Source organism: Streptomyces sp. KL116D, from assembly GCF_030766975.1.
Lineage (GTDB): Bacteria > Actinomycetota > Actinomycetes > Streptomycetales > Streptomycetaceae > Streptomyces > Streptomyces longispororuber_A.
Map to the genome: position 1 here is coordinate 1 of NZ_JASERH010000072.1, position 14,437 is coordinate 14,437.

12 protein-coding genes, 1 tRNA gene and 1 pseudogene are annotated in these 14,437 nt (G+C 71.1%); 10 read left to right on the forward strand and 4 right to left on the reverse strand.

Annotation, left to right across the window (positions count from 1 at the left end; translation table 11 throughout):
- Both RBJ77_RS29515 and RBJ77_RS29520 read right to left on the reverse strand, forming a co-directional pair.
- Positions 1 to 745, reverse strand: a pseudogene (locus tag RBJ77_RS29515) (hypothetical protein); the annotation flags it as partial.
- Between the two features lie 7 nt (positions 746 to 752).
- The gene (locus RBJ77_RS29520) at positions 753 to 1,745 is read right to left on the reverse strand and encodes an SMI1/KNR4 family protein (RefSeq protein WP_255983564.1); all 993 of its coding nucleotides are present in this window, start codon (positions 1,743 to 1,745) and stop codon (positions 753 to 755) included.
- A 262-nt stretch (positions 1,746 to 2,007) separates the two neighbouring features.
- Between RBJ77_RS29520 and RBJ77_RS29525 the strand changes: the two genes are divergently transcribed.
- Positions 2,008 to 2,556 (forward strand): YwqJ-related putative deaminase, encoded by a 549-nt coding sequence (locus RBJ77_RS29525; protein WP_372347791.1) that lies wholly within the window; start codon positions 2,008 to 2,010, stop codon positions 2,554 to 2,556.
- On the forward strand, positions 2,553 to 3,068 hold the full coding sequence (locus RBJ77_RS29530) for an SUKH-3 domain-containing protein (protein WP_372347792.1): 516 nt from the start codon (positions 2,553 to 2,555) through the stop codon (positions 3,066 to 3,068). The genes RBJ77_RS29525 and RBJ77_RS29530 overlap by 4 nt, the downstream gene beginning before the upstream one ends.
- A 290-nt stretch (positions 3,069 to 3,358) precedes the next feature.
- Here the strand turns inward: RBJ77_RS29530 and RBJ77_RS29535 are convergent, their stop codons facing one another.
- Positions 3,359 to 4,669: a sensor histidine kinase gene (locus tag RBJ77_RS29535; RefSeq protein ID WP_372347793.1), complete on the reverse strand. Its 1,311-nt coding sequence runs from the start codon at positions 4,667 to 4,669 to the stop codon at positions 3,359 to 3,361.
- 284 nt (positions 4,670 to 4,953) lie between these two features.
- On the opposite strand from RBJ77_RS29535, the gene RBJ77_RS29540 reads away from it, so the two are divergent.
- The 6 genes from RBJ77_RS29540 (at position 4,954) to RBJ77_RS29565 (ending at position 9,697) form a co-directional block, all read left to right on the forward strand.
- Positions 4,954 to 5,025: transfer RNA gene (locus RBJ77_RS29540), tRNA-Gln, on the forward strand.
- A gap of 121 nt (positions 5,026 to 5,146) precedes the next feature.
- Positions 5,147 to 6,604, forward strand: a complete 1,458-nt coding sequence (gene glmU / locus RBJ77_RS29545) for a bifunctional UDP-N-acetylglucosamine diphosphorylase/glucosamine-1-phosphate N-acetyltransferase GlmU (protein ID WP_372347853.1) — start codon at positions 5,147 to 5,149, stop codon at positions 6,602 to 6,604.
- Positions 6,605 to 6,724: 120 nt separating this feature from the next.
- Positions 6,725 to 7,702: a ribose-phosphate diphosphokinase gene (locus RBJ77_RS29550; RefSeq protein WP_255977564.1), complete on the forward strand. Its 978-nt coding sequence runs from the start codon at positions 6,725 to 6,727 to the stop codon at positions 7,700 to 7,702.
- Between the two features lie 199 nt (positions 7,703 to 7,901).
- Complete coding sequence (locus RBJ77_RS29555) at positions 7,902 to 8,492, forward strand: 50S ribosomal protein L25/general stress protein Ctc (protein WP_372347794.1); 591 nt, start codon at positions 7,902 to 7,904, stop codon at positions 8,490 to 8,492.
- 92 nt (positions 8,493 to 8,584) lie between these two features.
- A complete protein-coding gene (gene pth / locus RBJ77_RS29560) occupies positions 8,585 to 9,178 on the forward strand; it encodes an aminoacyl-tRNA hydrolase (RefSeq protein WP_372347795.1) in 594 nt (197 codons plus the stop codon).
- A 63-nt stretch (positions 9,179 to 9,241) separates the two neighbouring features.
- Positions 9,242 to 9,697: a hypothetical protein gene (locus RBJ77_RS29565; protein WP_372347796.1), complete on the forward strand. Its 456-nt coding sequence runs from the start codon at positions 9,242 to 9,244 to the stop codon at positions 9,695 to 9,697.
- A 1-nt stretch (position 9,698) separates the two neighbouring features.
- On the opposite strand, the gene ppc is transcribed toward RBJ77_RS29565, so the two are convergent.
- Positions 9,699 to 12,431, reverse strand: a complete 2,733-nt coding sequence (gene ppc / locus RBJ77_RS29570) for a phosphoenolpyruvate carboxylase (protein WP_372347797.1) — start codon at positions 12,429 to 12,431, stop codon at positions 9,699 to 9,701.
- 304 nt (positions 12,432 to 12,735) lie between these two features.
- On the opposite strand from ppc, the gene RBJ77_RS29575 reads away from it, so the two are divergent.
- Together RBJ77_RS29575 and RBJ77_RS29580 are read left to right on the forward strand one after the other, a co-directional pair.
- On the forward strand, positions 12,736 to 13,728 hold the full coding sequence (locus RBJ77_RS29575) for an acyl-CoA desaturase (protein ID WP_372347798.1): 993 nt from the start codon (positions 12,736 to 12,738) through the stop codon (positions 13,726 to 13,728).
- A gap of 12 nt (positions 13,729 to 13,740) precedes the next feature.
- Complete coding sequence (locus RBJ77_RS29580; protein ID WP_255977552.1) at positions 13,741 to 14,433, forward strand: TetR/AcrR family transcriptional regulator; 693 nt, start codon at positions 13,741 to 13,743, stop codon at positions 14,431 to 14,433.
- The last annotated feature ends 4 nt before the right edge of the window (positions 14,434 to 14,437 follow it).

Here is a 14,437-nt window from a genome sequence, read left to right on the forward strand (position 1 = left end):
TGGGCGCACCGGCCGGACCGCCCTGCGGGTAGCCGTACGTGGGAGCCGGCGGGTCCTCGCCCAGGGCCGGGGAGACCGCCGTCGGCGGCAGCTGGCTGCCGCCCGCGATCAGGGCGGTCTTGGCCTCGGCCGTCACCCCGGGCGGCGGCGTGTCCTCGGCCAGCGGCGGCGAGAACACCGTCTCGGGCAGCGGGACGGAGCGGTCCTCCTCGTCCCCCGCGCCGTTCGTGTCCGTTCCGGCCCACGGGGTCGCGCCCACCGGGGCGGCGGGGCCGGGCGCGGGCGCCGGAGGCGGGGCGGGAGCCGGTTCCGGTTCGGCAGCGGCCGGCTCCGGGGCGGGCGACGACTGCGCCGAACGCCGGTCGGGGATGCCGAGCTTGTCCGCCGCCTCCTGCAGCCACTCCGGCGGGCTCAGCAGGAACGACGTCTGGTTCAGGTCGACCCGCTCGGGCGGCTGCGGCGCCGCGGGCCCTGCCGGCGCCTCCGGCAGCCCGTACTCCTCCTCGTACCGCCGGATCACCTCGCCCACGGGCAGCGAAGGCCACAGGGTCGCCTCGCCGCTGTCCCGCGCGATCACGAGGCGCTGCCGGCCGCCGTCGGACACCGGACCGTTCTCCCGGTCCTCCGCCCACACCACGAAGCCCAGCTCGAACTCGCGGACCCGCACCTCACGGTGCTGGTACGCGGGCACCTCGCCGTTGATCCATTCCTCGGCGCGCTCCTGCGCCTGCGCGAACGTCACCATCGCAGCGTCACTCCCCACCCGCGACCGGGACCGCGGTCGCGAAGCCGCCGTCCACCATCAGATTCGCCACCGTCTCCAACTCCGGCGGATTTCCGGCCAGTCGGGACAGGAACACGTCGAAGTCGTCACCGCACGGCAGCAGCAGCCGCTCCACCCGCTCGGCCACGGACAGGCCGGAGGTCTCGCCGCCGTCCCGCGCGTCGTCGTACGCGCAGAACCACACGGACCCGATGGCCGCACCCCGCACCTTCACGGCGAGGATGCCGCCCTGCACGAACCCGACGGCGAGGTAGTCCTTCGTCAGGTGATCGCGCAGACACTTGTTGACGTAGACCACGTCGTTGACGGCGGCCTCGTCCCGGACGGTGAAGAACGGCTGGTCGACCAGGAGCCCCAACTCGGCGTCCAGCGCGGCCCCGACGGGCGCGCAGCCGCCACCGGCCTTCAGGAACGAGCGGTACGCGCCGGGCAGCCGGTACCCCAAGTCCTCCTCGGCGGAGAGCACTTGCTGCTCGGTCACCGCCACCGCCGACTTCGGCAGCCCGAAGTGCGCGGGCCTGGTGTCCTGCAGCGGGCGGGTGCCGCGCTTGTGCTGGTCCACCGCCGCCGTCGCGAGCCCGCCGTGATGGCGCAGCAACGCCTTCACCTCCACGGGCACCAACTCCAGGCGCCGCGAACCGCGTACGTGGTGCCAGGTCCAGCCGTGCGGGGTCGCCACGGGCGGGATCGTGTCCCACAGCTCGTGCCCGGAGGCGGCGAGGGCGGCATTGGCCGACACGTAGTCCGTGAGCCGCAACTCGTCGACGCCGAAGCCCTCCGGCGGCTCCGCGATCTCGGCGGCGGCACGCGCGTACGCCGAGAAATCGGGATAGCCTTCGCCGTCCATCCGCACACCTCTGGGGTGCCGGGCGGCGCGTACCGGATCCGGGAAGTGCACTACCTGCCCGGCGTAGGCCGCGTTCGGCGGCGCGGCTTGCTGCCCGAGCCGACCTGTCGTCATGGCGGTTGCCCCCTGCGGCGCTGTTTGACGGTTCCTGATCCGTACTGAAACTTGATCTTGATCCGTATCGATCGCGGACAACGACAGCCTATGCGGTTGTACGACACCGGTCACCGGGCCTCCGGTTCCATGACCAGCAGTCACCCCGCCGTCACCGTGCCGTGACGATCGGGCGTGTCGGCGGGTACCGGCTTCCGCACCAGCCGCCCCATTTGGCACTCTGTGCAGGCAACCTGGGGGATTGCAGGAGGGGAAGCACCACATGAACAGCGGCACCGCACCGCCATCCGAAGCCACGGACACCCGGTCCGGCAACGACCCGCGCGTCGGCTGGAGCGCCACCGACGCCGAGGCCGTGCCCGTGCTGCGCGGACGCCGTGACGGCATCCTGCCGACCGTCGCCGCGGCCCTCTCGGTCCGCGGCACCACCCTCACGTCCACGGCGGCCCGGGGTGAACAGCCGCCCGCCCTGCACCCGTTGGTCCAGGACTTCCTGGATACGCTGACGAGTACGCAGCGGGACCGTTTCACCGGGCGCTGCGCCGAGGCCATCCTCATCTCGCGCCACCTCACGGCCTCCGACGCGGAGCGGACGGAGAAGTCCAAACGCGCGAGACGCAAACCGATGACGGCGAGCGAGGCCCGCAAGGCCCTCAAGCACGCCAAGCTCACGACCCGCCGCATCCGCGAGGACGGCGATCCGCTGCACGGCGGGTTCGCGCGCCCGTGCCGCGCCTGCACCGCGCTGACCGCGCACTTCGGCGTCCACGTCGTCGACCCCACCGCCGATGCCAGCGAGGCCGCCCAGTGACCCCCGACTCCCCTTCCGCTTCCCCTTCCGTTTCCACCACCCGCTTCACCGTCGCCGTCGACGCGACGCTGCGGGCCGCCGGCTGGCAGCCCGGGCGCTGGGACATCAAGCAGGCCGAGTTCTGGGCCGACGCGCTGCGCACCCACGTCTCACCGGCGGGCCACCGGCACTCCGTCTTTCCGGCGGCGGTCGAGGCGTGGGCCGAGTTCGGCGGCCTCCACCTCACGCCCACCGGTCCGGGCCGGCACGTCGCGCCGTCCCAGCCGCACCTCGATCCGCTGCACGGTCTGCACATGGCGCGCACCCTCGGCGACCTGGGGCGCGCGCTCGACACCGAGGTGTGTCCGCTGGGGGCGGAGTCCGGTTCCGAGGCGCTGCTGGCCATCGACACGGAGGGGCGGGTCTACGCGCTCGACCACAGCGGTGACTGGTATCTCGGGCCGGACATCGACCAGGCCCTGGACACCCTGATCACGGGCACCCGGCCGCCACGCCTGCAACCGGTGACCTGACGCCTTCTCCTCAATCGCCGGAGGGGCTCGATGGATCGCGTCTGCCACCTGACGCCGTCTCTCCACGCGCGACTCCGCCGTGGCCGCTCGCGCAGTTCCCCGCGCCCCTGACGGGGCCCGTACTCCACACAAGTCGCCCCGCCCCGCCTTGGGCAATCTGCCGCCTGGGGCGGCAGGGTGGGCAAGGCGGCACCACGGTGCGGCGCAACGGGAAACGAGGGGTCGGCCCCGGTTCGGCAAAAAGCCACGGCGCCGCGCAACAGAAACCCCGGCCACCGCCCCGGCACGGCTCACCCCGCGGGCAGCACCGCCGACACCCGGAAACCCCCCGCATCCGTGGGCCCGGACACGAACACTCCCCCGAGCCCGGCCACCCGCTCCTTCATCCCCACCAACCCGTTCCCCCCGGAGGGCAACCCCACCGACGAAGCCGCCGCAGGCACCGGCGGCGGCTCGTTCTCCACCTGCATCGCCACCTCGGCCCCCCGATGAGCGAGCCGCACGTACGTCTTCGCCCCGCCCGCATGCTTGTGCACGTTCGTCAGCGCCTCCTGCACCACCCGGTACGCCGTCTGCTCCACCACGGCGCCGTACACCCGCACCTCACCCTCCACCGTCATCTCCACCACCATCCCGGCGGCCCGCGACTGCCCCACCAGCTCCTCCAGCTCGGCGAGGCACGGCCCCCCGTCCCCCGACTCGGCCTCCGCCCGGGACGCCGCGGCGGCCGCCGCCGCCCCGACCGCGGCCAACGGCACCGCCGTACGCTCCGGCACCGCGTCCCCCGACCGCAGCACGCCCAGCATCTCGCGCAGCTCCGTGAGCGCCTGCCGCCCCATGTCCCCGACGAGCGCCGCGTTCTTCACGGCCTTCTCCGGGTCCTTGCGCGCCACCGCCTGCAACGCCGCCGCGTGCACCACCATCAACGACACCCGGTGCGCCACCACGTCGTGCATCTCGCGGGCGATCCGGGTCCGCTCCTCGCCGCGCGCCCACTCGGCCCGCTCCTCGGCCCGCTCCGCGAGCAGCGACAGCTCCCGCTCCAGCGAATCGTTCCGCTCCGTCAGTGACTCCATCAGCCGCCGGCGCGCGCCCACGTACATACCGAGCAGCAGCGGCGGAGCCGTGACCCCCAGCGCCGTGGTGATGGCGACGAAGGGGACGAACCAGCTGCCCACCTGGAAGACGTCGCCGCGCGCCACGTCCTGCTGGGCGCGCACCACCGCGACGATCAGCGCCCCGACGAACGACATCCCGGCGAGCGCCCCGATGATCCTTCGCGGCATCTCGGAGGCGGCCAGCGAGTACAGGCCGACGACCGTCAGCATCACGCCCATCTGGGCCGGCGTGATCGCCACCGACACCAGCACCACCGCGATCGGCCAGCGCCGCCGCAGCACGAGCGTGGACCCGGCGAGCACCCCGAACACGACCCCGACCGCGAACGGCAGTCCCGCGTTGCGCGCGAAGGGGATCCCCTCGACCGCGCATTCCGCGGCGGACACCCCCGCGAGCCCGATATCGAACAGCGCGCTGCGCCGCCGCTCCCACCACCACGGCCCCCCGGCCGTGGCTCGGTGAACTTCCCCCGTCGTGGTCATGCCTCCAGCCTACGGGCGGCCCCCGCCCGATTTCCGGCGAGTTTTGCTTACTGGCCTACACCACCCCCCGCAATCGAACGGAAGCGAAACGGGCCGGTATCCCTCGAACTGCCGAGCCCCAAGGGTTTCCACCCGGAATGCCACGTTCCGCGATCTCCCCGGCTATGACACACGCCACAGGCGAGCGCGCCCACCTGTACCGTCGCACGCAAGGCGCTTGGTACGGCATAGTGTTGGGTGCCCACTCGGCGACCTGGGACCACGTCCAGTCCCGTCGAGTTCCGTCCCCCGTGGTGTAATTGGCAGCACCGTGGCTTTTGGTGCCATTTGTCCGGGTTCGAGTCCTGGCGGGGGAGCTCAGCACTTTCAGGGTCCTGACCACACAGGTCGGGACCCGCCCTTATTTCCACCCCCAAACCCCCCGGTATCCTGCGGATGTCCACCCCACAAGACATCCCGAAGCCGAAGGGCACACCCGTGAGCGCCACTAGTCCGGCCGCCGTCGTCGTTCTCGCAGCGGGTGAGGGCACCCGTATGAAGTCGGCCACGCCCAAAGTCCTGCACGATCTCTGCGGCCGCTCGCTGGTCGGCCATGTGCTGGCCGCCGCACGGGAGTTGACCCCCGAGCAGCTCGTCGTGGTCGTGGGCCACGAGCGCGAGAAGGTCGCCGCGCACGTGAGCGCCGTCGACACCACCGCCCGCACCGCCGTCCAGGCCGAGCAGAACGGCACGGGGCACGCCGTGCGGATGGGCCTCGAAGGGCTCGACGGCAGCGTGGACGGCACGGTCGTCGTGGTCTGCGGCGACACCCCGCTGCTCACCGGCGCGACCCTGGAGCGCCTGGCCGCCACGCACGCCGCCGACGGCAACGCGGTCACCGTGCTGACCGCCGAGATGCCGGACGCGACGGGCTACGGCCGCATCGTGCGCGACACCGTCTCGGGCGCGGTCACCGCGATCGTCGAGCACAAGGACGCGACCGAGGCGCAGCGCGCGATCAGGGAGATCAACTCGGGCGTCTTCGCGTTCGACGGCCGCCTGCTGACCGACGCCCTGGGCAAGGTGCGCACGGACAACAGCCAGGGCGAGGAGTACCTGACCGACGTCCTCGGCATCCTGCGCGAGGCGGGGCACCGGGTCGGCGCCTCCGTGGCCGGGGACCACCGGGAGATCGCGGGCATCAACAACCGCGTGCAGCTGTCCGAGGCCCGCCGCATCCTCAACGACCGCCTCCTCGAGAAGGCGATGCTCGACGGCGTCACCGTCGTCGACCCGGCCAGCACCTTCGTCGACGTGACCGTCACCTTCGAGCGCGACGCCACCGTCCTGCCGGGCACCCAGCTGCACGGCACCACGCACATCGCCGAGGGCGCCGTGGTCGGCCCCAACACGCGCCTCACGAACACCAGGGTCGGCGCGGGTGCCCGCGTGGACAACACGGTGGCCGACAGCGCCGAGATCGGCCCCGAGGCGAGCGTGGGCCCCTTCGCCTACCTCCGCCCCGGCACCCGCCTCGGCGTGAAGTCCAAGATCGGCACGTACGTCGAGACCAAGAACGCGACGATCGGCGAGGGCACCAAGGTGCCGCACCTGTCGTACGTGGGCGACGCGACGATCGGCGACTTCACCAACATCGGCGCCGCCAGCGTCTTCGTGAACTACGACGGCCAGCACAAGCACCACTCGACGATCGGGTCGCACTGCCGCACCGGTGCGGACAACATGATTGTGGCGCCTGTCACGGTCGGGGACGGTGCGTACACCGCCGCGGGCTCCGTGATCACGAAGGACGTACCGGCCGGTTCACTGGCCGTCGCCCGGGGCCAGCAAAGGAATATCGAGGGTTGGGTGGCCCGGAAGCGTCCGGGGAGCGCGGCCGCGAAGGCGGCCGAGGCGAGCTCCCGGGACCCCGAGGACACGGTCGGCGAGGGCTGACCGGAAACAGGTGCGTCCGACACGGCGTACCGTGATAGGTGCTCACGATTCGCCTGGCTCGCTGCTAATGGGACGCGCGGGCAGCTGCGGCGGACGAACTCGTCTGAGGAGACTAGTGCTGTGACCGGGATCAAGACGCAGGGCGAGAAGAAGATGATGTTCTTCTCTGGCCGCGCCCACCCCGAGCTTGCCGAGGAGATCGCGCACCAGCTCGGTGTCGGGATCGTCCCGACCAAGGCTTTCGATTTCGCCAACGGCGAGATCTACGTCCGCTACCAGGAGTCCGCTCGCGGCGCCGACTGCTTCCTGATCCAGAGCCACACGGCTCCGATCAACAAGTGGATCATGGAGCAGCTGATCATGATCGACGCGCTGAAGCGCGCGTCGGCCCGCTCCATCACCGTCATCGTGCCGTTCTACGGTTACGCGCGGCAGGACAAGAAGCACCGTGGACGTGAACCGATCTCGGCGCGTCTGATCGCGGACCTGATGAAGACCGCGGGCGCCGACCGCATCCTCACCGTCGATCTGCACACGGACCAGATCCAGGGCTTCTTCGACGGCCCGGTGGACCACCTGTTCGCGCTGCCGATCCTGGCGGACTACGTGGGCGCGAAGGTCGACCGCGACAAGCTGACCGTCGTCTCCCCCGACGCCGGCCGCGTGCGCGTCGCCGACCGCTGGTGCGACCGCCTCGGCGCGCCGCTGGCGATCGTCCACAAGCGCCGCGACAAGGACGTCGCCAACCAGGTGACCGTCCACGAGGTCGTCGGTGACGTGAAGGGCCGCGTCTGCGTCCTGGTCGACGACATGATCGACACCGGTGGCACGATCTGCGCCGCCGCCGACGCCCTGTTCGCGCACGGCGCCGAGGACGTCATCGTGACGGCCACGCACGGCGTGCTGTCCGGCCCGGCCGCGGACCGCCTGAAGAACTCCAAGGTGAGCGAGTTCGTCTTCACGAACACGCTGCCGACGCCGAACGAGCTGGAGCTCGACAAGATCACGGTCCTGTCGATCGCCCCGACCATCGCCTCCGCGGTGCGCGAGGTCTTCGAGGACGGCTCGGTGACCAGCCTCTTCGAGGGCGAAGCGTGATCGTGCGCTGATCATGCGCTAGAAGATCCATTTGGGTGCGGCCTCCCGCGCCGGGTAAACTGCGAAAGTTGCTCGGCGAGGGAGGCCGTACTTCTTGTACGGCTGTCCGTTATCGACGCGCTCTTCGTAGCAGGCCGTTCGTGGCCGGGTGACCGCCCGTTGTGGGGATTCCCCCAGTTCTACGAGGAGTTGAGAGCACATGTCCGAGGTCAAGCTCGCCGCCGAGACCCGTTCCGAGTTCGGCAAGGGCGCCGCCCGCCGCATCCGCCGCGAGAACAAGGTTCCCGGCGTCGTCTACGGTCACGGTGGCGACCCGATCCACGTCACGCTGCCGGGCCACGAGCTGCAGCTCGCCCTGCGCACGCCGAACGTCCTGCTGTCCCTGGACATCGACGGCACGAACGAGCTGGCGATCCCGAAGGCCGTGCAGCGCGACCCGCTGAAGGGCTTCCTCGAGCACGTCGACCTGCTCCTCGTGAAGCGCGGCGAGAAGGTCACCGTCGAGCTCCCGATCGTCACCGAGGGCGAGCTCGCCGCCGGCGGCAACCTGCTCGAGCACGTCCTGAACACCCTGCCGGTCGAGGCCGAGGCCACGCACATCCCCGAGTCGGTCACCGTCTCGATCGCCGGCCTCGACGCCGGTGCGGCCGTCCACGCCAAGGACATCACCCTGCCGTCCGGCACCACGCTGGCCGTCGACGGCGACGCCGTCGTCCTGCAGGTCCTGGCCGCGCAGGCCGAGGAGGCCCCGGCCGACGCCGAGGGCGACGAGGCCGCCGCGGAGGCCTGAGCCTTCCGCAGTCGACCTGTGTACGGGGTGGTGGGCACGGCCCACCACCCCGTACCGCTCTCCACGACCACGACCAGGCCCAAGGAAGGCGCATGTCCGACGAGAACGCTCCCTGGCTGATCGCCGGGCTCGGCAACCCAGGCCCCGAGTACGCGATGAACCGGCACAACGTCGGCTTCATGGTGGCCGACCTGCTGGCGCGGCGGATGGGCGCCAAGTTCAAGCGGGCCACCAAGGGCCAGGCGCAGGTCGTCGAGGGCCGCATCGGTCCGCCCGGCCCTGCCAACCGCCGCGTGATCCTCGCCAAGCCGATGTCGTACATGAACGTCTCCGGCGGCCCGGTCACCGCGCTGTGCGACTTCTACAAGGTGCCGACGGCGCACATCGTGGCCGTCCACGACGAGCTGGACATCGACTACGGGGTGCTGCGCCTGAAGCTGGGCGGCGGCGACAACGGTCACAACGGCCTCAAGTCGATCACCAAGGCGCTGGGCGCCGACTACCACCGGGTGCGGTTCGGGATCGGCCGGCCGCCGGGCCGGATGCAGGTCGCGGACTTCGTCCTGAAGGACTTCTCCTCGGCGGAGCGCAAGGAACTGGACTATTTCGTGGACCGCGCGGCCGACGCCGTGGAGGCGCTCGTGACCGAGGGCCTGGAGCGCGCGCAGTCGTCGTACAACTCCTGACCTGTACGGATATACCGCCGGCCGGAGTTGACCGTACGCCGGGTCATGGCCAAGGATCCGGCCATGTTGCCAGTTGCCCGTCAGATCGCGGCGGCGGCGCTCGCCGCGCTGCTGCTGATCGCCGGTGTGTTCACGTCGTGGGGCGCGGCGCAGCACGTGATGTTCCCCAAGGGCCGTGAGCGCGGCACGATGACGGTGACGCGGTGCGCGGACGAGACCTGCACCGGCCCGTTCGCGCCGGCCTCCCCCACCGCCGTCCGCCATGCGCGCGTGACGATCGACCGCTCGATCGGGGAGAAGAAGGGCGCGAGCTTCCCCGTCGTCCTCAAGCCGAGCTCCACGTCCGCGGTGCGCGCCGGCACGGCCGGCTTCCTGCACGCCTGGGTGCCGCTGGGCGGCGCGCTGCTGCTCGCGTCGGTGGTGCTGGCCGGCGGGATACGCAACCGGCGCCTCACGTGGATCACGGGAGGCGCCGGATTCGTGCTGCTCACGGCGGCCTTCGCCGCCCTGAGCCTCTAGCTCAGCCGGTGTTGCGCAGACCCGCCGCGACACCGTTCACGGTCAGCAGCAGGGCCCGGGCGAGGGTCGGGTCCGGCTCCTCGTTCGCGGCGGCCGCCTCGCGCTGCCGCTTGAGCAGGGCGACCTGGAGGTACGAGATCGGGTCGAGGTAGGCGTCCCGGATCGCGAACGTCTGCTTCAGGACCGGCTGCGAGTCGAGGAGCTCGGCCCCGCCGGTGATCTTCAGGATCTCGGCGACGGTGAGCGCGTGCTCGGCCTCGATGTCGGCGAACACGTGCTGGAGCTCGTCCGGCACGAGCGTCTCGACGTAGTGCCGGGCGATGCGCAGGTCCGTCTTCGCGAGCGTCATCTCGACGTTGGAGATGAAGTTCTGGAAGAAGTGCCAGTGCTCGTGCATCTCGTCGAGGACCATGTCGAGGCCCGCCTCGCGCAGCGCCTTCAGACCGGAGCCGACGCCGAACCAGCCGGGCACGATCTGCCGGGACTGGGTCCAGCCGAACACCCACGGGATGGCCCGCAGCCCGTCGAGCGAGACGCCCGAGCCGGGGCGGCGGGAGGGCCGCGAGCCCAGGTGCAGGTCGGCGAGCTGGTCGACCGGGGTCGAGGCGAGGAAGTACGTCGGCAGGTCCGGGTCCTCGACCAGCTTGCGGTACGCGGCGTGCGCGGCGTCGGAGACGACGTCCATGGCGGCGTCCCAGCGGGCCAGCGCCTCGTCGGACTGGCGCGGTGCGGTGTGCAGCGCGGACGCCTGGAGGGTGGCCGCGACGGTCAGCTCCAGGTTCTCCCTGGCCAGCGACGGCACCAGGTACTTGTCGCTGATCACCTCGCCCTGCTCGGTCACCTTGATCTCGCCCTCCAGGGTTCCCCAGGGCTGGGCGAGGATCGCGTCGTGCGAGGGGCCGCCACCGCGGCCGACGGTGCCGCCGCGGCCGTGGAAGAGGCGCAGCCGCACGCCGTAGCGGTGGGCGACGTCGCGCAGCCGGCGCTGGGCGCGGTGGATCTCCCACTGCGAGGTGGTGATGCCGCCGAACTTCGAGGAGTCGGAGTAGCCGAGCATGACCTCCTGCACGTCCCCGTTGAGCGCGACCAGGCGCCGGTAGGACGGGTCGGAGAGCATGTCCTCCAGGATCGTGTCGGCCGCCTTGAGCTCGTCCGTGGTCTCCAGGAGCGGCACGATGCCGATCTTCGCCCAGCCGGCGTGCAGATCGATCAGCCCCGCCTCGCGGGCCAGCACCGCGGCCGCGAAGACGTCGTCGGCGCCCTGGCACATCGAGATGATGTACGACTCGATGACCTCGGGCCCGAACACGTCCAGGGCCTTCCTCACCGTGTGGAAGACGCCCAGGGTCTTCTCGCCGTCGGCGTCCAGCGGGGCCGGGGTCGGCGCCAGCGGCCGCCTCGACCGCAGCTCCTTGGCGAGCAGCTTGCCGCGGTAGTCGCGCGGCATGTCGGTGTAGCGCCAGGACTCCTCGCCGAGCCGGTCGAAGAGCTGGCCGAGCGCGTGGTGGTGGGCGTCCGCATGCTCACGTACGTCCATGGTGGCCAGCTGCAGACCGAACGCGGAGAGCGTACGGATCGTGCGGTTCATCCGGCCCTCGGCGAACAGCCCGCCGCGGTGCTCGCGCAGCGACGTCTGGATCAGCGTGAGGTCGTGCAGCAGCTCGGCGGTGCCGAGGTAGTCGCGGCCGTCCTCGTGCGGGGTGTTCCTGGCCAGGCGCGTCTTGGTGTTCTCCAGCTTCTGCCGGATCGCGGTCGCCTTCAGCCGGTAGGGCTCCTCCGCGTTCAGCCGCTTGTAGCGCGGGCTGATCTCCGGCAGCCGCTCCAGGTCGCACTGCAGCGAGGTCAGCAGCTCCTCGGTGGCCCCCGTGTAGCGGATCGAGTTCGACAGGAAGCCGCGCAGCTCGTCGATCATGTCGAGCGCGTCGTTGATGCCGTGCTCGTGCTGCAGGATCAGCACGTCCCAGGTGACCTGCGGGGTCACGTTCGGGTTGCCGTCCCGGTCGCCGCCGATCCAGGTGCCGAAGGTCAGCGGCCGCGTCGCCTCGGGGAGGGTGACGCCGACCCGCTCCAGCTCGGCGGTGAGGTCCTCCAGCACGTCGCCCACGGCACCGGCGTGCAGCTCGTCCAGGTAGTAGATCGCGTTGCGGGACTCGTCCGTCACCTCGGGACGCACCACGCGCAGCTCGTCCGTCTGCCACACCAGGTCGATGTTCTCGGCGAGGCGGGTGTCGTAGCGGCGGCGGTCGGTCTCCAGGACCGGCGTCTCCAGCAGCTCGGCGATGCGGCGCAGCTTGTTCAGGACGCTGCGGCGGGCGGCCTCGGTCGGGTGGGCCGTGAAGACGGGCCGCACGTTGAGGTTGCTCACCGTGGCGCGCAGGTGCTCCGGGTCCGCGTCCTTGAGCCGGTCCGCGGTGCGGGCGAGCAGACCGCCCTCGGCGGCGCGCTTGGCCCGCAGCTCGCGGCCGCGGTGCACCTGCTCCGTCACGTTGGCCAGGTGGAAGTACGTGGAGAAGGCGCGGACCAGCTTGGCCGCGGTCTCCAGTTCGGTGCCGCGCAGCAGCTCGGCGGCGGCCTCGCCGTCCTCACGGGTCAGGCGGCGGACCTTCTCGACCAGGTCGAGCAGTTCGGGACCCTCCTGGCGGACCAGGGTCTCGCCCAGCAGGTCACCGAGGCGGCGGATGTCGGCGCGCAGCTCGGGGCTGGTGCTCGTAGCGGTCTGATCGGCACTGCTCACAGGTGCGGCTCCTTGCAGTGGTGAAGCTCGTCTGGAGGGAAGAGTCCCCGGGATCCGGGTAGTAGTCCCGGGTGGAGATTCAGAGCGGACCGCGCTGTCCGACCGTTTCCAAGGATATGTGCCCGTGGTCGCGGCACGGCTCGGGGCCTCTTGCCGCCCGGCCGCGCGCTGCCATACTTACGACGCCGTAGGTTACGGAACCGTAGGCATGACGAAGGCACTCTGTCCGCGGATCTCAGTGGATCTCCTGACCCGTCTCAGGCCCTCTCAACCCTCTCAACCCTCGACTTACAGGGGACTTCCCATGGCCACACGCTCCGATGTGATCGACGACGCACCCGAGGAGGCGTCAGGACCGTCCGCCGCTCCGGTCCGGTCGGCGACGCTGGGCGGGGAGCAGAAACGCTCCCTTGAGCAGATCACGCTGCTCCTCTTCATCGCCGTGCCCTTCCTGGCGCTGCTCGCGGCGGTGCCGCTGGCCTGGGGCTGGGGCGTGAGCTGGCTGGACCTCGGCCTCCTCGTGTTCTTCTACTACCTCGGCTGCCACGGCATCACCATCGGCTTCCACCGCTACTTCACGCACGGCTCCTTCAAGGCGAAGCGCCCGCTGCGCATCGCGCTCGCGATCGCGGGCTCGATGGCGGTGGAGGGCCCCCTGGTCCGCTGGGTCGCCGATCACCGCAAGCACCACAAGTTCTCCGACGCGGAGGGCGACCCGCACTCGCCGTGGCGGTTCGGGGAGACCGTCCCGGCGCTGATGAAGGGCCTGTGGTGGGCGCACATCGGCTGGATGTTCGACGAGGAGCAGACGCCGCAGGAGAAGTACGCGCCCGACCTGATCAAGGACCCGGCGATCCGCGCGATCTCCCGCCAGTTCATCTTCTGGACGATGCTGTCGCTGGCCCTGCCCGCGCTGATCGGCGGTCTGGTCACGATGTCGTGGTGGGGCGCGTTCACCGCGTTCTTCTGGGGCTCGCTCGTGCGGGTGGCACTCCTGCACCACGTGACGTGGTCGATCAACTCGATCTGTCACGCGGTCGGCAAGCGCCCCTTCAAGTCCCGCGACCGCTCCGGCAACGTGTGGTGGCTGGCCGTCCTGTCCTGCGGCGAGTCCTGGCACAACCTGCACCACGCCGACCCGACGTCGGCCCGGCACGGTGTGATGCGCGGCCAGGTCGACTCCTCGGCCCGGCTGATCCGCTGGTTCGAGCTGGCCGGCTGGGCGTCCGACGTGCGCTGGCCGTCGAAGGACCGCATCGCCGCCCGCCGGAAGCCGCAGGCCGCCGACGCGGCATGACCCCGGCACGGCATGATGGGAGTCGTGGCGACCGACTCAAGCACCCCAGGCAACGCGAGCAGTGACAGGCCCGACAAGCCGAGGCGTGCGCGCCGTACGCGGATGACCGGGGCGGAGCGGCGCCAGCAGCTCCTGGAGATCGGCCGGGTCCTCTTCGCCACCAAGGGCTTCGAGGGCACGTCGGTGGAGGAGATCGCGGCGAAGGCCGGGGTCTCCAAGCCGGTGGTGTACGAGCACTTCGGTGGCAAGGAAGGGCTGTACGCGGTCGTCGTCGACCGCGAGATGCGCCAGCTGCTCGACATGGTGACCGGCTCGCTGACCGCGGGCCATCCGCGGGAGCTGTGCGAGCAGGCGGCCTTCGCGCTCCTCGACTACATCGAGGAGTACACGGACGGCTTCCGCATCCTGGTCCGCGACTCCCCCATCCCGCAGTCCACGGGTTCCTTCGCGTCGCTGATCTCCGACATCGCGACGCAGGTCGAGGACATCCTGGGCCGCGAGTTCAAGGCCCGCGGCTTCGACCCGAAGCTCGCCCCGCTGTACGCGCAGGCGCTGGTCGGGATGGTCGCGCTGACCGGCCAGTGGTGGCTGGACGCCCGCAAGCCGAAGAAGGCGGAGGTCGCGGCGCACCTGGTGAACCTGGCCTGGCACGGCCTGGACGGCCTGGAGCCGAAGCCGCGGCTCATAGGGCATCGCAAGAGCTAGGGCC

Excerpts from the sequence above, each read along its gene's own strand:
- RBJ77_RS29535 (WP_372347793.1), bottom strand. The coding sequence starts at position 4,669 with ATGACCACGACGGGGGAAGTTCACCGAGCCACGGCCGGGGGGCCGTGG.
- RBJ77_RS29580 (WP_255977552.1), top strand. The coding sequence starts at position 13,741 with ATGATGGGAGTCGTGGCGACCGACTCAAGCACCCCAGGCAACGCGAGC.
- RBJ77_RS29555 (WP_372347794.1), top strand. The coding sequence starts at position 7,902 with ATGTCCGAGGTCAAGCTCGCCGCCGAGACCCGTTCCGAGTTCGGCAAG.
- RBJ77_RS29575 (WP_372347798.1), top strand. The coding sequence starts at position 12,736 with ATGGCCACACGCTCCGATGTGATCGACGACGCACCCGAGGAGGCGTCA.
- RBJ77_RS29520 (WP_255983564.1), bottom strand. The coding sequence starts at position 1,745 with ATGACGACAGGTCGGCTCGGGCAGCAAGCCGCGCCGCCGAACGCGGCC.
- pth (WP_372347795.1), top strand. The coding sequence starts at position 8,585 with ATGTCCGACGAGAACGCTCCCTGGCTGATCGCCGGGCTCGGCAACCCA.
- RBJ77_RS29525 (WP_372347791.1), top strand. The coding sequence starts at position 2,008 with ATGAACAGCGGCACCGCACCGCCATCCGAAGCCACGGACACCCGGTCC.
- RBJ77_RS29565 (WP_372347796.1), top strand. The coding sequence starts at position 9,242 with ATGTTGCCAGTTGCCCGTCAGATCGCGGCGGCGGCGCTCGCCGCGCTG.